Raw genomic sequence first — 15,927 nt, 5'->3', positions numbered from 1 at the left:
CTGTCACTCCGTTGACCTCGCTGGAAACACCACCATGAGGCCGTTGCAAAATTTCAAAAAGGGCCCCGCGTCGCCGCGGAGCCCCGATCGTTGAGCCGAGCAGTGATTACTGCAGGTCTTCGGCCTTGATGTAACCCGAGTCGACAACCAGTTCCTGGTAGTTCGTTGCGTCGACCGAATAGGGGGTCAGCAGAACCGAGGGAACAACCTTCACGCCATTATCATAGGTGGTGGTGTCGAGGCCTTCCGGCGTGCCGCCGGTGAGGAGGGTGTCGACCAGCTGAGCGGTGCGCTGAGCCAGTTCACGGGTGTCCTTGTAGACGGTCGAATACTGTTCGCCGGCAATGATTGCCTTGACGGACGGTGCTTCGGCATCCTGGCCGGTGATGATCGGCCATGCGAGGTCGGCAGAGCCGTAGCCAACGCCGCGGAGCGACGAGATGATGCCGCGCGAGAGGCCATCATAGGGAGCCAGAACGCCGTGGACGCGGGTGCCGTCCGAGTAGTTGGCGGAAAGGATATTGTCCATGCGAGCCTGGGCAACAGCACCGTCCCAACGCAGCGTACCGACCTGTTCCATGCCAGTCTGGCCGGACTTGATGACGATGTCGCCAGCGTCGATCATCGGCTGCAGAACCGACATTGCGCCGTCATAGAAGAAGAAGGCGTTGTTGTCGTCCGGCGAGCCGCCAAACAGTTCAACGTTCCACGGCTTGTCGTCGGGGAAGCGTTCTTCAAGACCCTGCACGAGGCTGTTCGCCTGGAGCACGCCGACCTGGAAGTTGTCGAAGGTCGTGTAGAGGTCGACATTGGGGGTTTCGCGGATCAGGCGGTCATAAGCGATGACCTTGATGCCGGCATCGGCAGCCTGCTGCAGCACGGCGGACAGCGTGGTGCCGTCGATCGAGCCAACCACGAGAGCCTTGGCGCCCTTGGTGACCATGTTTTCGATCTGCGAGAGCTGGTTGGCAATGTCGTCTTCTGCGAACTGCAGGTCGACGGTGTAGCCGAGGCCTTCAAGAGCGGTCTTGAGCTCGTTGCCGTCCGAGATCCAGCGCAGCGACGACTGGGTCGGCATGGCGATGCCGATCTGGCCCTTGTCCTGGGCGAACGCGCCTGCAGTCGCGGAGGCCAGAACGGCACCTGCGGTCAGCAGCGTCGCAATTGTTTTAAGAACCTTCACGTCTCGACTCCCTTAGATTTTTCGAGATGGTTGTTGTGGTCTTTTGGGGTGAAGCAGGTCGAGCTACGCAGCCGCAGCCAGAAGAAGCCGGGAACACCAACCAGATCGGTTGATTTCCAAGCAACCCGAACTGGTCGCGACATGAACAGCGGATGCCCCAGGGCCCCTCGCCATTCGCAACTGCATGAATTCCTCCGGCGTAAACGGCAGCGTGCCGCCATGGACCTCCCAAGCCCATGGCGCGGACGCTAGGATAATCAGATACGTCTGTAAAGTCGCATCTCATCCGTTTGACTAATTTTCAAACACCAAAGAATCAGCCCTACCCCGTTGTCGGGGCGCTAAGCCGTGGATATGGTGCGCGTCTTGTATGGGAGTGCGGATCAAGAAGCACCGAACAACGGTGACGGTCCGCCAAAAGGTATCTGATACCTTTGGGAGCGACTAAACCTGAAATGAGTGACGTACGGCAGGACCAGTCCAGCGCCGCCAGCGTGGTTGCGGATCATCTGGCCAATGCGATTTTGACTGAGATGACGCCCGGCACCAGCCTGCCCAGCGAGGCCGAGCTTGCCAGCCAATATGCCGTCAGCCGGTTGACGGTTCGTGAAGCGGTAAAGCTGCTTGCAGGGCGCGGCCTGCTGGAACTCTCCCGCGGCAAGCGCGCCACCGTGCGCGAACCCGATGGCAGCGCTTTTTCCGATTTTCTCGCCTCGATGATGCGCAGCGATTCCAAGGGGCTCTTTGATCTTGTCGAGGTGCGCCTGTCGCTTGAAGTACAATCGGCGACCCTTGCCGCCAAGCGCGCCAGCCGCGCCGGCCTCGCCGCCATCGAAAATGCCCTCCAGGGGATGCGTGATGCCGCCGCAGAACCCGATGGCGAAACCCGCTTCCACGATTTCGATGTCGGCTTTCACGAGGCGGTCGTCCTTGCCAGCGGCAATCGCGTCCTTGGCTATCTGTTCGAAGCCATGGCCGGGCCCTTGCGCGAAGGCATCGCCATCAGCCGCCACGGACACACCAATCGTGGCCACACGCTGAGCGACACGATCGACGCGCACCAGCGCATCCTCGACGCCATCCGCTCGGGCAATGCGCGCAGTGCCGGCGAAGCCATGCGCCTCCACCTCAAGGACACCGAACGCGACATCCGTACGGCGCTTTCAAGCATCGCCTCCTCGCCAAGCTGATGGCGCTATCCATCGCCGCCAAACCCGTCTAAGCTTTGCGCGGGAAGTCAATTTGTGGCCTGAAACGAGCGACGCCGCTGCATGTCGATCAAAGCCGCTATCTATCACCTGACCCACTATAAATATGATCGCCCGGTCATTCTGCAGCCGCAGGTTATCCGCCTGCAACCGGCGCCGCATTCCAAGACCAAGGTCCTCAGCCATTCGCTCCGGGTCAGCCCGTCCGAGCACTTCGTCAACGTGCAGCAGGACCCCTATGGCAATTACCTGACGCGCTTTGTTTTTCCCGAGCCGGTGACCGAACTCAAGATCGAAGTCGACCTCGTCGCCGACATGACGGTCTACAATCCCTTTGATTTCTTTGTCGAAGAGAGCGGCGAGACCTGGCCCTTCGATTATCCCGAAGACCTGCGCGACGACCTTTCGATCTACCGCAAGGCCGAACCCGCCGGGCCGCTGCTGCAGCAGTTTCTGGACGGCATCGATCGTTCGCCCAAGAACACCGTCATCTTCGTTTCCGAGCTCAACGCCTCGATCCAGCGCCATGTCGATTATATCGTGCGCCTCGAGACCGGTGTCTGGACGCCGGACGAAACGCTGGGCAATGCCAAGGGCTCGTGCCGCGATTCAAGCTGGCTGCTGGTCAACGTCCTGCGCCACCTCGGCTTTGCCGCGCGCTTCGTGTCCGGCTACCTGATCCAGCTCAAGCCCGACCTTGTTTCGCTGGACGGTCCGGCCGGCACCGATCACGATTTCACCGATCTTCATGCCTGGTGCGAAGTCTATCTGCCCGGTGCGGGCTGGGTGGGTCTCGACCCGACATCCGGCCTTCTCACCGGCGAATCGCATGTGCCCCTCGCCGCGACGCCACACTATCGCAATGCCGCGCCGATCTCGGGCTTTGCCTCCTATGCCGAGGTCGATTTCGCTTTCGACATGAAGGTGACCCGTGTCGCCGAGCATCCGCGCATCACCAAGCCTTTCTCGGACGAAAGCTGGCAGCGCCTCAATGCCCTGGGCAAGAAGGTCGACGCGGTGCTGGCCGAAAACGATGTCCGCCTGACCATGGGTGGCGAGCCCACTTTCGTTTCGATCGACGATTTCGAAGCCGACGAGTGGAATGCCGGCGCCGTCGGCCCCACCAAGCGCAAGTTGGCAGACCAGTTGATCCGCCGCCTGCGCGAGCGCTTCGCCACCAACGGCATGCTGCATCATGGTCAAGGCAAGTGGTACCCCGGGGAAACTCTGCCGCGCTGGACTTTTTCGCTCTATTGGCGCCTGGACGGTAAACCGGTCTGGAGCGATCCGGCCTTGATTGCCGAAGAAGGCGTCGAGACTAACGTCACGCAGAATGACGCCCGTCGCTTCCTAGAGGCGTTTGCGCGCAATCTCGGCATTACCGGCGAAACCATTGCCGAGGCTTATGAAGATCCCAGCGAGTGGTTGCTCAAGGAAGCCAACCTCCCCGCCAATGTCGACCCCGCCAATTCCGAACTCGCCGATCCTGAAGCGCGCTCCCGTATCGCCAAGGTTTTCGAAAGGGGGCTGACCACGCCCACCGGCTATGTTCTGCCGGTGCAGCGCTGGAACGCCATCGCCTCGAGCCCGTGGCTGACCGAAAGGTGGAAGACGCGTCGCGGCAAGCTGTTCCTCGCGCCCGGCGACAGCCCGGCCGGCTATCGCCTGCCGCTGAGCTCGCTCAAGCATCTCAAATCCACCGACTTCCCCCATGTCGTCCCGCTTGATCCCGGCGCGCCGCGCGCTCCCCTGCCCGATCCACAGGCGCCCCGCACCGGACTTGCAGCCGAACCGCGGGCCCAGGCGACCACCGGCTTCACTGCAGCCACGGCACAGCAGGATGTCACCGAACAGGTGCTGAGCGAAATCGAAGGCCAGGTGCGCACTGCCGTGACAGCCGAGTTGCGCGACGGCCGGCTGTGCGTCTTCCTCCCCCCGGTCGAAAAGCTTGAGGATTTTCTCGAACTTGTGGCTGCTGCCGAAGCCTCCGCCAAAGAGATCGGCCAACCCGTCCATCTCGAAGGCTACGGCCCGCCGCACGATCCGCGCCTCAACAACATTCGCGTCGCGCCCGATCCGGGCGTCATCGAGGTCAATATCCACCCGGCTTCAAGCTGGGACGAATGTGTCGCCACCACCGAAGCGGTCTATGAAGAAGCCCGTCAGTGCCGCCTCGGCGCCGACAAGTTCATGATCGACGGCAAGCATGTCGGAACCGGCGGCGGCAACCACGTCGTCGTTGGCGGCGCCACCCCGCACGACAGCCCGTTCCTGCGCCGGCCGGACCTGCTGAAATCGCTGGTGCTGCATTGGCAGCGCCACCCTTCGATGAGCTACCTGTTTTCGGGCCTCTTTATCGGCCCGACCAGCCAGGCGCCGCGCATGGACGAGGCCCGCCACGACAGCCTCTACGAGCTCGAAATCGCCGTGGCACAGATCCCGGCGCCGGGCGAAGGCGAAGCGCCCCTGCCCTGGCTGATCGATCGCCTGTTCCGCAACCTTCTTACGGACGTTACCGGCAATACCCACCGCGCCGAAATCTGCATCGACAAGCTCTATTCGCCCGATGGCCCCACCGGACGGCTGGGCCTCGTCGAGTTCCGCGGCTTTGAAATGCCGCCCAATGCACGCATGTCGCTGGCCCAGCAAGTGCTGATACGCGCGCTTATCGCCCGCTACTGGAAAAGCCCGATCTCAGGCGACCTCACCCGCTGGGGCACTGCCGTGCATGACCGCTTCATGCTGGGCACTTTTGTCTGGCAGGATTTCCTCTCTGTCCTCGCCGATCTGCGCGAACACGGCTTCGACCTCGAGCCCGAATGGTTCGCTGCCCAGCTTGAATTCCGCTTTCCCTTCTGCGGCGAAGTCGAAGCCGATGGGGTCAAGCTCGAGCTTCGGCAGGCGCTGGAGCCATGGCATGTCATGGGTGAACAGGGAGCCATCGGCGGCACCGTGCGCTTCGTCGATAGCTCGGTCGAGCGCTTGGAGGTCAGCCTCGAAACCGCTAATCCTGCCCGCTACCGGGTCGCCTGCAACGGCCGCCAGGTGCCTCTGCACCAGATTGGGTTCCGCGCCGTCGCCGGCGTCCGCTTCAAGGCGTGGCAGCCCGCCTCCGGCATGCATCCGGTGATGCCGGTCCATGCTCCGCTGGTTTTCGACATCTACGATACCTGGACCGGACGGGCCATCGGCGGCTGCACCTACCATGTCGCCCATCCCGGTGGCCGCAACTACGAAACCTTCCCGGTCAACGGCAACGAGGCCGAGGCGCGCCGCCTTGCACGCTTCGTGCCGCATAATTACACCCCCGGCACCTATTCCCTGCGCGCCGAAAAGCCTGCGGACGAGTTCCCGCTGACCCTTGACCTCCGCCGCCCAGCGCGGTTCACGTAAATTCCATGACGACCCGACACCAGCCCTCCCGCGGCAAGCCCCCGGCCGGTCCCGGCATCATTGCGGATTACCAGCTGCTGCACGGCGTACCGGACGAAATGATCGATCCGTGCGGCGCCCTGCGGCCGGGCTGGGACAAGCTGATGGCCGCCTTCGATGCGCTGGGCCCGACCGAACTTGCCGCCCGCTTCGAACGCGCGGACCAGTATCTGCGCGACGCTGGCGTCTTCTATCGCAAATATGATGGCGCCGAGGGCAAGGAACGCGAGTGGCCCTTGGCGCATATTCCGCTCCTGATCGACGAAGCCGACTGGCTCCGAATTTCCAGCGGCCTGACCCAGCGCGCCGAGATGCTGGAGCGCATCGTCGCCGATATCTATGGCGACAATCGCCTCGTGCAGGAAGGCCTGTTGCCGCCCGAACTGGTCGCTCAGAACAACGAATTCTTGCGCCCCCTTGTCGGGGTCAAACCCGTCAGCGGCCATTTCCTCCATTTCTGCGCCTTTGAACTCGGCCGCGGACCGGACGGCAATTGGTGGGTCTTGGGCGATCGCACGCAAGCCCCATCCGGCGCCGGCTTTGCGCTGGAAAACCGCGTCGCCACCACCCGCGCCCTCAGCGACATCTACGGCACACTCGACATCCACCGCCTGGCCGGCTTCTTCCGCGGCTTCCGCGATGCCCTCTTCGCGCAGGCCCGCCCCTCCGGCGGTCGCGTCGGCATCCTCACCCCCGGCCAGCTTAACGAAACCTATTTTGAACACGCCTATATCGCCCGCTATCTCGGCCTCATGCTGCTCGAAGGCGAGGACCTCACGGTCGAAGACGGCCAGGTTATGGTCCGCACCGTTGCTGGCCTCAAGCCGGTCAGCGTGCTCTGGCGCCGCGTCGATGCCAGCTTCATCGACCCGCTGGAGCTGCGATACGACAGCCACATCGGTACCCCAGGTATGGTCGAGGCGCTCCGCTCGGGCTCCATCTCTATGATCAATGCGCTGGGCACGGGCATTTTGGAAACTCGTTCGCTCGCCGCCTTCATGCCCCGGTTGAGCAAGCACCTGCTCGGCGGCGCCCTCGAACTGCTCGAGATCGCCACCTGGTGGTGCGGCCAGCCCGCCGAGCGCGACTACGTGCTCGACAATTTCGACCAGCTGATGATTGGACCCGCCTTCTCGACGGCGCTGCCCTTCGACGACCTGCGCGGCACGGCGCTCGGCGCCAGCATGACCCCGGCCCAAAAAGCGCAGCTTAAGGATCGCATAGCCACCAACGGCGCCGACTATGTCGGCCAGGAGCCGGTGCAGCTCTCTACCGCTCCGGTCTATGTCGATGGCAAGCTCCAGCCGCGCCCCATTACGCTCCGCGTCTACGCCGCGCGTACCGGGGATGGGTGGACCATCATGCCCGGCGGTTTCGCGCGGGTCGGCTCGACGGCCGACACCTCGGCGATCAACATGCAGCGCGGTGGCCACGCCGCCGACGTCTGGGTCATGTCCTCTGCGCCCGTGGAGCAGGTGTCGCTCCTGCCACGCGAGGGTGAAAAGCTCGTCCGCAATTTTCCAGGCAGTCTGCCCAGTCGCGCCGCCGACAACCTGGTCTGGCTCGGACGCTATGCCGAGCGCTGCGAAGCCACGGTTCGTATCCTGCGCGCCTACAATGTCCGCTTGGCCGAACTGTCCAAGCCCGACCTGCCCATTCTCAAGCACTGCGCCGACTTCCTCGACAGCATCGATGTCGACGTCTCCGAACCCATGCCGCAGGGCCTTCTGGCCTCGATCGACAGCGCCGTGCACAGCGCCGGCCAGATCCGCGACCGTTTTTCGCCCGATGGCTGGCTGGCGCTCAACGACCTGCAAAAGACCGCTCGCCGCTTCTCGAAAACAATCTCTGTTGGCGACGATTCCACCCGTGCCATGACCGTGCTGCTGCGCAAGCTGGCCGGCTTTTCCGGTCTCGTGCATGAGAACATGTATCGCTTCGCCGGCTGGCGCTTCCTTGAAATCGGCCGCCGTCTCGAACGCGCCATCCAGATCACCCGCGCGGTCAGTTGCTTCACCGCCTCCGACGCCCCCGCCGGATCGCTGGAAGTGTTACTGGAGGTGGGCGACAGTGTCATGTCGCATCGTCGCCGCTATTCAGTAAGCGCCGGCACACAGAGCGTTGTCGACCTTCTGGTGCTCGATCCGCTTAATCCGCGCTCCGTCCTGTTCCAGCTTACCGAATTACGCACGCAGGTGGAGACCCTGCCGGGCGGCATCGAGGATGGTCAGCTTTCGCCCGTGGCCAAGGCCGCCCTTGAACTGCATACCGCCCTGATGATCGCCGAGCCCAGCGACATGAACCCCGAACGGCTCGATGCGCTCGCCGGTGAAATCTCGAGCCTCGCCAGCCTTATCGCCATGACCTATTTCAGCTGATCCGATGCTCTACGATCTGCGCCTCGCGCTCCAATACGATTACGATGCCTCGGTCCATGGCGGCCGTCACCACATCCGCGTCGCACCCGCGACGGTGCCCGGCGTGCAGCGCGTCGTCGCCGCCTCGCTCTCCTTTGATCCAAAGCCTGACCGCCAGACCGGCTTCATCGATTTCTTTGGCAACTCGGTCACTTCGATCATCATGACCGAACCGCACGAGAAGCTCGACATCCGCTTGACCGCAAGAGTGCTGGTCGAAGACCTTCACGCGCCCGCCGACCTGTCGCCTCGCCTCGACCAACTGGCCGGAGAAATCGCGCGCTACTGGTCCGTCGAACCCGACAGTCCGCAGCACTTTCTTGCTCCCTCGCCGCTGGTGCAGATCGTGCCGCAGATCGCGGCCTACGCGATCGAGGCGACCGCAGGCCAAGCAACCGTCATGGCCATCGCCAAGACCCTTTGCCTCGCTATTCATCGGGACTTCGAATACGACCCCAAAGCCACCGATGTTGAGACCCGGCCCGCCGAAGCCTTCGCCCTGCGCAAGGGTGTCTGCCAGGACTTCTCGCATGTCATGATCTCGGGACTGCGGGCCATGGGCATTCCAGCCGGCTATGTCTCGGGGTTTCTGCGCACCAATCCTCCCCCCGGCAAGCCGCGCCTCGAAGGAGCCGATGCCATGCATGCCTGGGTGCGAGCATGGTGCGGTCAACATCTGGGCTGGGTCGAGTTCGATCCGACCAATGCGATGATTGCGGGCCCCGACCATATTTCCATTGGTCACGGCCGCGACTACGCCGATATTTCTCCCATAGTCGGCGTGCTCAAGACCCATGGTTCGCATGTGACCAAGCAGTCAGTTGACGTCTTGCGCGTCGAATAAGGCGCGGCGGAACCAAATAAGGCAATGTTCGTTTTCTTGCCACGCGGCCTTGGGCTGCCAGGAAGGCCCGGCCAAACCGGGCTGGCAGGGGTAAACAGTGAACCACGTTGATATCCGCTCACTCGAAGATGCTGGTCGTGCCACCGCTGTGTGGGACAACGAAGTCTTCGACACCCCCTCACGCTTCAGCGACATGGCCATGGCACTCTTGCCCGCTTCGCTGATCCTGGCTGCCGCCACGGCGCTCATGCTTGCATTGCTCTAGGGTCAGAGCAGTCCAAGACCTACTAGGAGGGTCAAATGACTTTGGGTACAATTCTTCTTATCATTCTGGTTCTGCTGCTGATCGGCGCCCTGCCGAACTGGGGCTACTCGCGCGGCTTCGGCTACTTCCCGTCCGGCATCCTGGGCGTGGTCTTGGTTATCGTCCTCATTCTGGTGCTTATGGGCCGACTCTAGCGGCTCATTGGATTCCTTAAAAAAGGGCACACCGGGTCCTCTGGTCCCATAATGATGTGCTCGATGCCGGCCGAACGCGCCCCCGTTCGGTCCGCCCCTACGCCCCGACAGGCCTCGGTCTGTCGGGGCGCTCTTATGCAAACATGCCTGTGGGAACTCCCCCAGAGAGACCCGCGTTACGTCGAAATCCCATAAGGAGCGTCATTATGGCAAACAACACCACCACCGATATCGCATCCGCAGCCCGCAAGCCTGCTGCCAATCGGCCAGCTGCCGAGGTGGAAAACGCAGTTGATTCCGCGGTTGAAGAGGGCCGGGAAGCCCAGCTTGAAGCGCAAATCGCCCAGCTCCAGTCCGACCTGAAGTCCATCACCCAGACCTTGGCCAAGCTCACCGAGAGCCGCGTTGAAGGCGCAAAGGAATATGCGACGGCAGAGTTCCGTCAGCTCAAGCGCCGCGGCCAGCATGTTCTGGAAGATGCTCAGGGCCAGGCTGAGGAATATGAACAGCAGCTCAAGGACACCATTCGCGAAAAGCCGCTGACCGCCGTGGCCACTGCCGCCGGCATCGGTTTTGTTCTGGCCCTCCTGACCCGGCACTGATCATGGGCATGCTCGCCCCCTTGGCGGCGCTGCTTGGCCTCGAGGTCGGCAGCGTTGTCAATCGCGCCAAATCCGCCTTCGCCCTTTACGGGCTGATGGCGCTGTTCTTGTTGATGGCACTGATCTTCCTGCTGATTGCAGGCTATCTGGTGGTCGCCGCTTACCTCTCGCCCATCATCGCAGCTCTGCTCTTTGCCGGCGTCTTTCTGCTGCTAGCACTCGCGCTCTACATTGCCGGTCTTGTCAGCCGCCGTCGCCAGGAACGCGAAGCCGCAGAAAAACGCCGCTCGACGGAAGCCGGTGCTTTCTTCTCGACGGCAGCGATCACGGCCCTGCCCATGCTGGCTCGTTCGCCCATGCTGTTGCGGATCGGCTTGCCGGCAGCAGCGATCGCGGCGATCACGCTGCTGCGCGGGACTACGAAAAACTAGCGGCTGGCACCAACCACGGGGAGCGCTTCGGGGTGCAACTCGAAGCGCACCTCTTTTTCGAGCGCGATCAATTCTCCATCCACCACGGCTTGAACGCCGCGCTTGCGCTGTGGGAACCGCAAGGTCAGCCGCGGCACCTCGTACTCGCTGATGCGAGCATTGTTTCGCCAGCGGCCCGTAACGACATCGAGCCCCAGGTTCAGCAGCTCGTTCGTGGTGACGCTTTCGGCCACATAGACCCCCAACAGTCCGCTATTCAACGTCGCGGCGACCGGCAGCGGCGCATTGTTGAGGGGATTGTTGGAAACGATTATGCCCGAAGCTGTCTGAGAGATACGGCCAATGGGTCCGTTGAGCTCGACTTCGAACCGCGGCGGGTTGACCACCGCAGCAGCGATGGCCCGCAGGCTCGCCAGTATCTTGCCGGCTCTGCTGCGATAGATCATGCCATCGCGGATACGCACCAGACGCGCATGGATGCCGACGCTGAACTGGTGGACGAATGGCTGGCCATTGGCGGTCGCGATATCGATGTGCCGCACCTCACCGGCCGAGATCGTCCTCAGCGCTTCCACAAGATCGAGCGGCATGCCGATCGCCCGGGCAAAAAGGTTCATGGTGCCAGCTGGAAGCACGCCAATCGGCTTGCCGCTACGGAACGCGACAGCGGCGGCAGAAGAAATCGTTCCATCGCCGCCGGCGGCGATGATGACGTCTACGCTGGGGTCGTCCGCCGCTGCAGTGAGCTCTGCAAGGACATTGCTTCCCTCTACGATATGACACTCCAGGGTCTGGCCCGCATCGGTAAAGATGGCCTTCGCCTGAGCGGCAAATGCGTCAAGGTTCATGGTCCGCAACGTTCCGCCATGGCGGTTGAGAACGGCGCGGAAGCGCATGCTATCGCTCTCCCTGGAGGACCGGCGGCTCACCAAGTTTTGGCAGCGCGATGCTGACGGCCACGCCGCCTTCACTGCTTTGCGTATAGACAGGTTGACCACCAAACTGCCCTGACAACTGCCGGACAATGACCGAGCCCAAACCGTCCTCACTAACAGCCTGCCCGTCGCTCAGCCCAACGCCGTCATCGGCAACGCTGAGCGTGACCACTCCGGCATCGTCGCGGGCAAGTTTGACCGTAATCCTGCCTTGGCGGTTATCTGGGAAAGCGTGCTTGAGCGCATTGGTCACCAACTCGCCGAGCAAGATGCCCAGCGTCGTCGCATCGCGGGCGCTCACCTGAATGGCATCGATCTCGCCAGTAATGGCGATACGCCGCTGGTTGGTTTGCGTCGCGATGATATCGTCCAGCACGGCCTGCAAGAATTCGTCGGCGCTTGCTGACTCAAGATCGCCACCCAGCCGCAGCCGTCGATGTGCCGAGGCAATGGCATGCACCCGCAGCCGCGCCGCCTCCAAGGCTACCCGCACCTCGTCCGACCGCACCCGGAGCATTTGCAGCGCCAGAAGCGACGACACCGTGGCCAGCGAATTGCCGATCCGGTGATTGGCATCCTGCAAGAGCGTTTCGACCCGCTGCCGTTCGCGCTCCGCATGGGCGCGCGCGTCCTCGATGTCCCGAGTGCGTTCGGCGACCTGGGCTTCCAGCGCCTCGTTAAGACCCACGAGGCCACGCTGCCGCTTTGCGAGGTCGCTCACCTGCCGTTGCGCTCGGCTCAGCAGGGCATAGGCAAGAATAGCCGCCGCGAACAATGCCGAGATCAGCGCACCCACAAGCCCGATACGCGTCTGGTCGATTGCCCGGTTGCGTGCCTCGAGTTTCTGGTCTTCCTCGGCGATGAAATCTTCCAGCGTCTGACTGACTTCAGCCATTAACCGCGCACCCATGCCGGTTGCGGTAAGGCTCTGCGCTTCCTCCGGACGCTCAGCCTCGACCAGCGCGACAGTCCGCGCCATTTCCGCCATCTTGCCGGAAATATCTCCCGTAATGCTGCGCACCCGCCCTGCCTGGTCGACGTCGTCCGCGGTCATCTCCAAAAGCGCTGCCACACGTTGGTCGATGCTCGACACCGCCGACCGATAGGGCTCGAGGAATTCGCGATCCTGCGTCAGAAGAAAACCGCGCTGGCTGGCCTCGGCCTGGCTCAACTCCTGGGTGAGTTCACGCGCTGCATTGCGCACCGCATAGGTCTCGGTGACGTCGCGCAACTGCCGGTCGATACCCTGCATCAGGGTCAGAGCCGAAAAGGCAGCAAGGCAGATCAGTGCGAGCGATATCCAGACGGCAAGGCGCCGCAGGCTCACGCGAACCCGACCGATCTGACCGAAAAGATTGGCTTGCTCCACCGGTATGCTCATTCTGCCCGCCATGCTGAATGAGAAAACCATCCGCTGTTGTGCGTCATAGGGTTAATGCCGATCACCAATGGCGCATTTGAGGCAAACCCAGAGGGAATGGGCCGAAACTGCAGCATCTATGAAAAGGGCGTCCCGTAGGACGCCCTTATCGGTTAGACCAGGTGATTTCCGGAGGTCACCTGCGCCGAAACAGCGTCCGGACCATAATCTGACTCACCGCTGATCTTGAGCAGCTCGGTTAGTCTGGATCTTGCCCGGCTGACACGGCTCTTCATCGTGCCCACGGCGCATTCGCAAATTGCCGCAGCTTCTTCATAGGAAAAGCCCGATGCGCCAATCAGAATGACCGCTTCGCGTTGGTCATCTGGCAGTTGAGACAGCGCCTTCTTGAAATCTTCCAGGTCCATCGAGCCATATTGGGACGGATGCACAGATAGCCGCTCGGTGAACGCACCATCGCTGTCCTGCACTTCGCGGCCGCGCTTGCGCATCTGGCTATAGAATTCGTTGCGGAGGATGGTGAAGAGCCACGCCTTGATATTGGTGCCCATCTCGAAGCTGGACTGCTTGGCCCATGCCTTCATGACGGTATCCTGGACAAGGTCATCCGCCTTGTCGTGCTTGCCGGTCAGCGAGACTGCAAAGGCGCGGAGGCTAGGCAGGGTCGCGAGCAGTTCGCGCTTGAACGAGGTTCCCTCGGCCGCCATGGCTACTCCCCGGTCCGCTTGGACGGCCCACCCGACTGCGCCATTTCAGCGCTGTCGAGCCGTTCAAGAAGGTCGAGCAGCTGCTCAGGCACCCCCTCGTCCTGCACTGCGCCATAAAGCGCGCGCAGGCGCGAGCCGATGTCCGTATTTGGACCCAGCCCTTCTTCGGCACGCCCCGCTTGCATACGCATGCGTGGCTGGCCCACCCCGTTGTCTTTCGTCATATTCTGCTTGACCGATCAGTACCGTTGCCAACCTTCACGCCCCAAAATGCACCGTAGCGAAGAAAAGTTCCAACGTGAGGAACTTTTCTTATAAACTGCCGTTGGTGGTCGTTGCGGCATCGAAAACCGCATGCGTCATTCTGGGAGATAGCGTCTATGTCTTTGTCTACGCGGATCGCGCCGCACCTGCCCTACCTGCGTCGTTTTTCCAGGGCTGTAACGGGATCGCAGACATCGGGCGACGCCTATGTAGCGGCCACTCTGGAGACACTGATCTCCGATATTAGCCTCTTTCCCGAGTCTTCTAGCGACCGCATCGCTCTTTATAAGCTCTTCTCCGCCCTGTTTTCTTCGTCCGCCGTCAGCGTTCCGGAGCCGGCATCGAGCTTCGTGTGGGAACAGCGTGCCGCTGCAAACCTCGCCAACCTCTCGCCGCGTCCGCGTCAAGCCTTCCTGCTCGTCGCAGTCGAGGGCTTCACCCATTCCCAGGCCGCTGAAGTTCTCGATATCTCCGAAACCGAGTTTGCCGGCCTTCTCGATCAGGCGTCCAACGAGATTTCGCGCCAAGTGGCGACCGAGATCATGATCATCGAAGACGAGCCGCTGATCGCCATGGACATCGAGCAGATGGTGGAAAGCCTTGGTCACAAGGTCGTCTGCATTGCCCGCACCCACAAGGAAGCGGTGACGCTCTTCAACCAGACCCAGCCGCGCATGATCCTTGCCGACATCCAGCTAGCCGACGGCTCGTCCGGCATCGATGCCGTCAACGACATCCTCAACACCCACTCGGTGCCGGTGATCTTCATCACTGCATTCCCCGAGCGTCTTCTCACCGGCGAACGTCCGGAACCCACCTTCCTTGTGACCAAGCCGTTCAACCCGGACATGGTCAAGGCGCTAATCAGCCAGGCCCTGTTCTTCGACGAAGGTTCGCGCGCCGCCGCGTGAGGCTGCAGCAAACGATTAAGTAAAAGGCCGGTTCTCCACCGGCCTTTTTTGTTGGACGGAACTCTGTGGCTTCACGCGGCGTTGATCAGCCAAATAGAATTCATGGAGCTTCCCATGCTGTATTATGCACTCGTCTTCCTCGTCATTGCGCTGATTGCCGGCGTTCTTGGTTTCGGCGGCATCGCCGGCGCATCCGCTGGCATCGCACAAATTCTGTTCTTCCTCTTCCTCGCCTTCCTGGTGATTTCCCTGGTCATCGGGCTGTTCCGCAGAACCTAGGCCCCTCCCTCCGAGAGCTCTGCGCACAGGGCGGTGCTTCGGCACCGCCTTTTTTCTATGGGCCAGGCAGCACTTCGTCGATCTTGCCGCTCCACCGATAAGCCAGAAGTCCGATCCATTCCCGCACGGCAATACCCGTAACCTCGAGATTAAGCACCGGATTGGCAATGTCGAAGCCAAATCCCTCTCGCCCCGTGCTGCGATAGTCGACCGGCCAAGGAACGACATCGACCCCCATCTTTCGGAACAAGCCGACCGATCGCGGCATGTGGAAGGCGGAGGTAACAAGGATCGCCGGTCCGTGTCGTTCAGCAATCAAGCCAGCAGTGAGTTGCGCATTCTCGTCGGTGTTGCGAGCCTGGTCCTCCAGCACCAGCCGTTCCGGAGGGATACCCTGCTCGAGAAAAAACCGCCGTGCCGAAGCCGCTTCGGTCTCGCCCTCAGAGATGATCGTCCCAATCCCGCCGCTGAAGATGAGCGGCGCGTCCGGATACCGTCGCGCCAGAACCAGCGCCGCCGTCATCCGGTCCCCCGCCGCGTTGAGCTCGGTCACCCCTCGCGCGCCGCCGATCCGGCTTTGCGTTGCCCCACCCAACACGATAATCGATGAGATCTGGTCCGGGGCTGCCAGCCTCGGAAAGCGGTTTTCGAGCGGCTGGATCAGCACGGAGCCAAGGCTCGTGAACCCCACCAGCAAGACGGTGAGCCCTGCCAGACCTTGCACCACAAGCGCCAGTCGCCGCCGGCCCATTATAGACAACACCAATCCCACAGCGATCAGCAGCAAGATGACGCTGAGCGGTTGCGCTGGGGCCCAGAAGATTTTGGAGAGGTAGAAAAACATGCTTGAACCCAACTGCGTGTAAGACCCTGA

The 15,927-nt window shown here is 62.1% G+C and carries 16 protein-coding genes; 10 read left to right on the top strand and 6 right to left on the bottom strand.

Annotation, left to right across the window (positions count from 1 at the left end; translation table 11 throughout):
- Positions 1-106: 106 nt before the first annotated feature.
- Positions 107-1,183 (bottom strand): multiple monosaccharide ABC transporter substrate-binding protein, encoded by a 1,077-nt coding sequence (chvE, locus tag JI748_RS01950; RefSeq protein ID WP_201634499.1) that lies wholly within the window; start codon positions 1,181-1,183, stop codon positions 107-109.
- A gap of 455 nt (positions 1,184-1,638) precedes the next feature.
- Between chvE and JI748_RS01945 the strand changes: the two genes are divergently transcribed.
- From JI748_RS01945 to JI748_RS01910, 8 genes are all read left to right on the top strand, one after another.
- Positions 1,639-2,373 carry a FadR/GntR family transcriptional regulator gene (locus tag JI748_RS01945; protein WP_164534533.1) on the top strand — a complete coding sequence of 245 codons (735 nt, stop codon included), beginning with the start codon at positions 1,639-1,641 and terminating at the stop codon, positions 2,371-2,373.
- Between the two features lie 81 nt (positions 2,374-2,454).
- A complete protein-coding gene (locus tag JI748_RS01940) occupies positions 2,455-5,784 on the top strand; it encodes a transglutaminase family protein (protein ID WP_201634496.1) in 3,330 nt (1,109 codons plus the stop codon).
- 5 nt (positions 5,785-5,789) lie between these two features.
- Entirely contained in the window at positions 5,790-8,201 is a 2,412-nt protein-coding gene (locus JI748_RS01935) for a circularly permuted type 2 ATP-grasp protein (protein ID WP_201634493.1), read from the top strand.
- A gap of 4 nt (positions 8,202-8,205) precedes the next feature.
- Positions 8,206-9,084: a transglutaminase family protein gene (locus JI748_RS01930; protein WP_201634490.1), complete on the top strand. Its 879-nt coding sequence runs from the start codon at positions 8,206-8,208 to the stop codon at positions 9,082-9,084.
- 97 nt (positions 9,085-9,181) lie between these two features.
- Positions 9,182-9,349, top strand: coding sequence for a hypothetical protein (locus JI748_RS01925; RefSeq protein WP_201634487.1), 168 nt, complete (start codon positions 9,182-9,184; stop codon positions 9,347-9,349).
- A 35-nt stretch (positions 9,350-9,384) separates the two neighbouring features.
- Entirely contained in the window at positions 9,385-9,543 is a 159-nt protein-coding gene (locus JI748_RS01920; RefSeq protein ID WP_201634484.1) for a DUF3309 family protein, read from the top strand.
- Positions 9,544-9,749: 206 nt separating this feature from the next.
- On the top strand, positions 9,750-10,145 hold the full coding sequence (locus JI748_RS01915) for a DUF883 family protein (RefSeq protein ID WP_201634481.1): 396 nt from the start codon (positions 9,750-9,752) through the stop codon (positions 10,143-10,145).
- An 8-nt stretch (positions 10,146-10,153) separates the two neighbouring features.
- Entirely contained in the window at positions 10,154-10,576 is a 423-nt protein-coding gene (locus tag JI748_RS01910; RefSeq protein ID WP_201634478.1) for a phage holin family protein, read from the top strand.
- Here the strand turns inward: JI748_RS01910 and JI748_RS01905 are convergent.
- From JI748_RS01905 to JI748_RS01890, 4 genes are all read right to left on the bottom strand, one after another.
- Positions 10,573-11,472, bottom strand: coding sequence for a diacylglycerol/lipid kinase family protein (locus JI748_RS01905; protein WP_201634475.1), 900 nt, complete (start codon positions 11,470-11,472; stop codon positions 10,573-10,575). The two genes, JI748_RS01910 and JI748_RS01905, sit on opposite strands and share 4 nt — an antisense overlap.
- Position 11,473: 1 nt before the next feature.
- Positions 11,474-12,892 (bottom strand): sensor histidine kinase, encoded by a 1,419-nt coding sequence (locus JI748_RS01900; RefSeq protein WP_201634472.1) that lies wholly within the window; start codon positions 12,890-12,892, stop codon positions 11,474-11,476.
- Between the two features lie 152 nt (positions 12,893-13,044).
- The gene (locus JI748_RS01895) at positions 13,045-13,599 is read right to left on the bottom strand and encodes an RNA polymerase sigma factor (protein ID WP_201634469.1); all 555 of its coding nucleotides are present in this window, start codon (positions 13,597-13,599) and stop codon (positions 13,045-13,047) included.
- Positions 13,600-13,601: 2 nt separating this feature from the next.
- Positions 13,602-13,823, bottom strand: a complete 222-nt coding sequence (locus JI748_RS01890) for a NepR family anti-sigma factor (RefSeq protein ID WP_201634466.1) — start codon at positions 13,821-13,823, stop codon at positions 13,602-13,604.
- A gap of 156 nt (positions 13,824-13,979) precedes the next feature.
- On the opposite strand from JI748_RS01890, the gene JI748_RS01885 reads away from it, so the two are divergent.
- On the top strand, positions 13,980-14,774 hold the full coding sequence (locus tag JI748_RS01885; RefSeq protein WP_164534543.1) for a response regulator: 795 nt from the start codon (positions 13,980-13,982) through the stop codon (positions 14,772-14,774).
- Positions 14,775-14,888: 114 nt separating this feature from the next.
- Positions 14,889-15,053 carry a DUF1328 domain-containing protein gene (locus JI748_RS01880; RefSeq protein WP_046142315.1) on the top strand — a complete coding sequence of 55 codons (165 nt, stop codon included), beginning with the start codon at positions 14,889-14,891 and terminating at the stop codon, positions 15,051-15,053.
- 55 nt (positions 15,054-15,108) lie between these two features.
- Here the strand turns inward: JI748_RS01880 and JI748_RS01875 are convergent, their stop codons facing one another.
- The gene (locus JI748_RS01875) at positions 15,109-15,897 is read right to left on the bottom strand and encodes a YdcF family protein (protein ID WP_201634463.1); all 789 of its coding nucleotides are present in this window, start codon (positions 15,895-15,897) and stop codon (positions 15,109-15,111) included.
- Between the last annotated feature and the right edge of the window lie 30 nt (positions 15,898-15,927).

The sequence above is a fragment of the Devosia rhizoryzae genome, from assembly GCF_016698665.1.
GTDB classification, from domain to species: domain Bacteria; phylum Pseudomonadota; class Alphaproteobacteria; order Rhizobiales; family Devosiaceae; genus Devosia; species Devosia rhizoryzae.
The sequence above is the reverse complement of the archived record's forward strand: the minus strand, read 5'-3'. Positions and strand labels throughout refer to the sequence as shown.

Coding starts and splice junctions, on each gene's coding strand:
- JI748_RS01945 (WP_164534533.1), top strand. CDS start 1,639: ATGAGTGACGTACGGCAGGACCAGTCCAGCGCCGCCAGCGTGGTTGCG.
- JI748_RS01940 (WP_201634496.1), top strand. CDS start 2,455: ATGTCGATCAAAGCCGCTATCTATCACCTGACCCACTATAAATATGAT.
- JI748_RS01935 (WP_201634493.1), top strand. CDS start 5,790: ATGACGACCCGACACCAGCCCTCCCGCGGCAAGCCCCCGGCCGGTCCC.
- JI748_RS01930 (WP_201634490.1), top strand. CDS start 8,206: ATGCTCTACGATCTGCGCCTCGCGCTCCAATACGATTACGATGCCTCG.
- JI748_RS01920 (WP_201634484.1), top strand. CDS start 9,385: ATGACTTTGGGTACAATTCTTCTTATCATTCTGGTTCTGCTGCTGATC.
- JI748_RS01915 (WP_201634481.1), top strand. CDS start 9,750: ATGGCAAACAACACCACCACCGATATCGCATCCGCAGCCCGCAAGCCT.
- JI748_RS01910 (WP_201634478.1), top strand. CDS start 10,154: ATGCTCGCCCCCTTGGCGGCGCTGCTTGGCCTCGAGGTCGGCAGCGTT.
- JI748_RS01905 (WP_201634475.1), bottom strand. CDS start 11,472: ATGCGCTTCCGCGCCGTTCTCAACCGCCATGGCGGAACGTTGCGGACC.
- JI748_RS01900 (WP_201634472.1), bottom strand. CDS start 12,892: ATGAGCATACCGGTGGAGCAAGCCAATCTTTTCGGTCAGATCGGTCGG.
- JI748_RS01895 (WP_201634469.1), bottom strand. CDS start 13,599: ATGGCGGCCGAGGGAACCTCGTTCAAGCGCGAACTGCTCGCGACCCTG.
- JI748_RS01890 (WP_201634466.1), bottom strand. CDS start 13,823: ATGACGAAAGACAACGGGGTGGGCCAGCCACGCATGCGTATGCAAGCG.
- JI748_RS01885 (WP_164534543.1), top strand. CDS start 13,980: ATGTCTTTGTCTACGCGGATCGCGCCGCACCTGCCCTACCTGCGTCGT.
- JI748_RS01880 (WP_046142315.1), top strand. CDS start 14,889: ATGCTGTATTATGCACTCGTCTTCCTCGTCATTGCGCTGATTGCCGGC.
- JI748_RS01875 (WP_201634463.1), bottom strand. CDS start 15,897: ATGTTTTTCTACCTCTCCAAAATCTTCTGGGCCCCAGCGCAACCGCTC.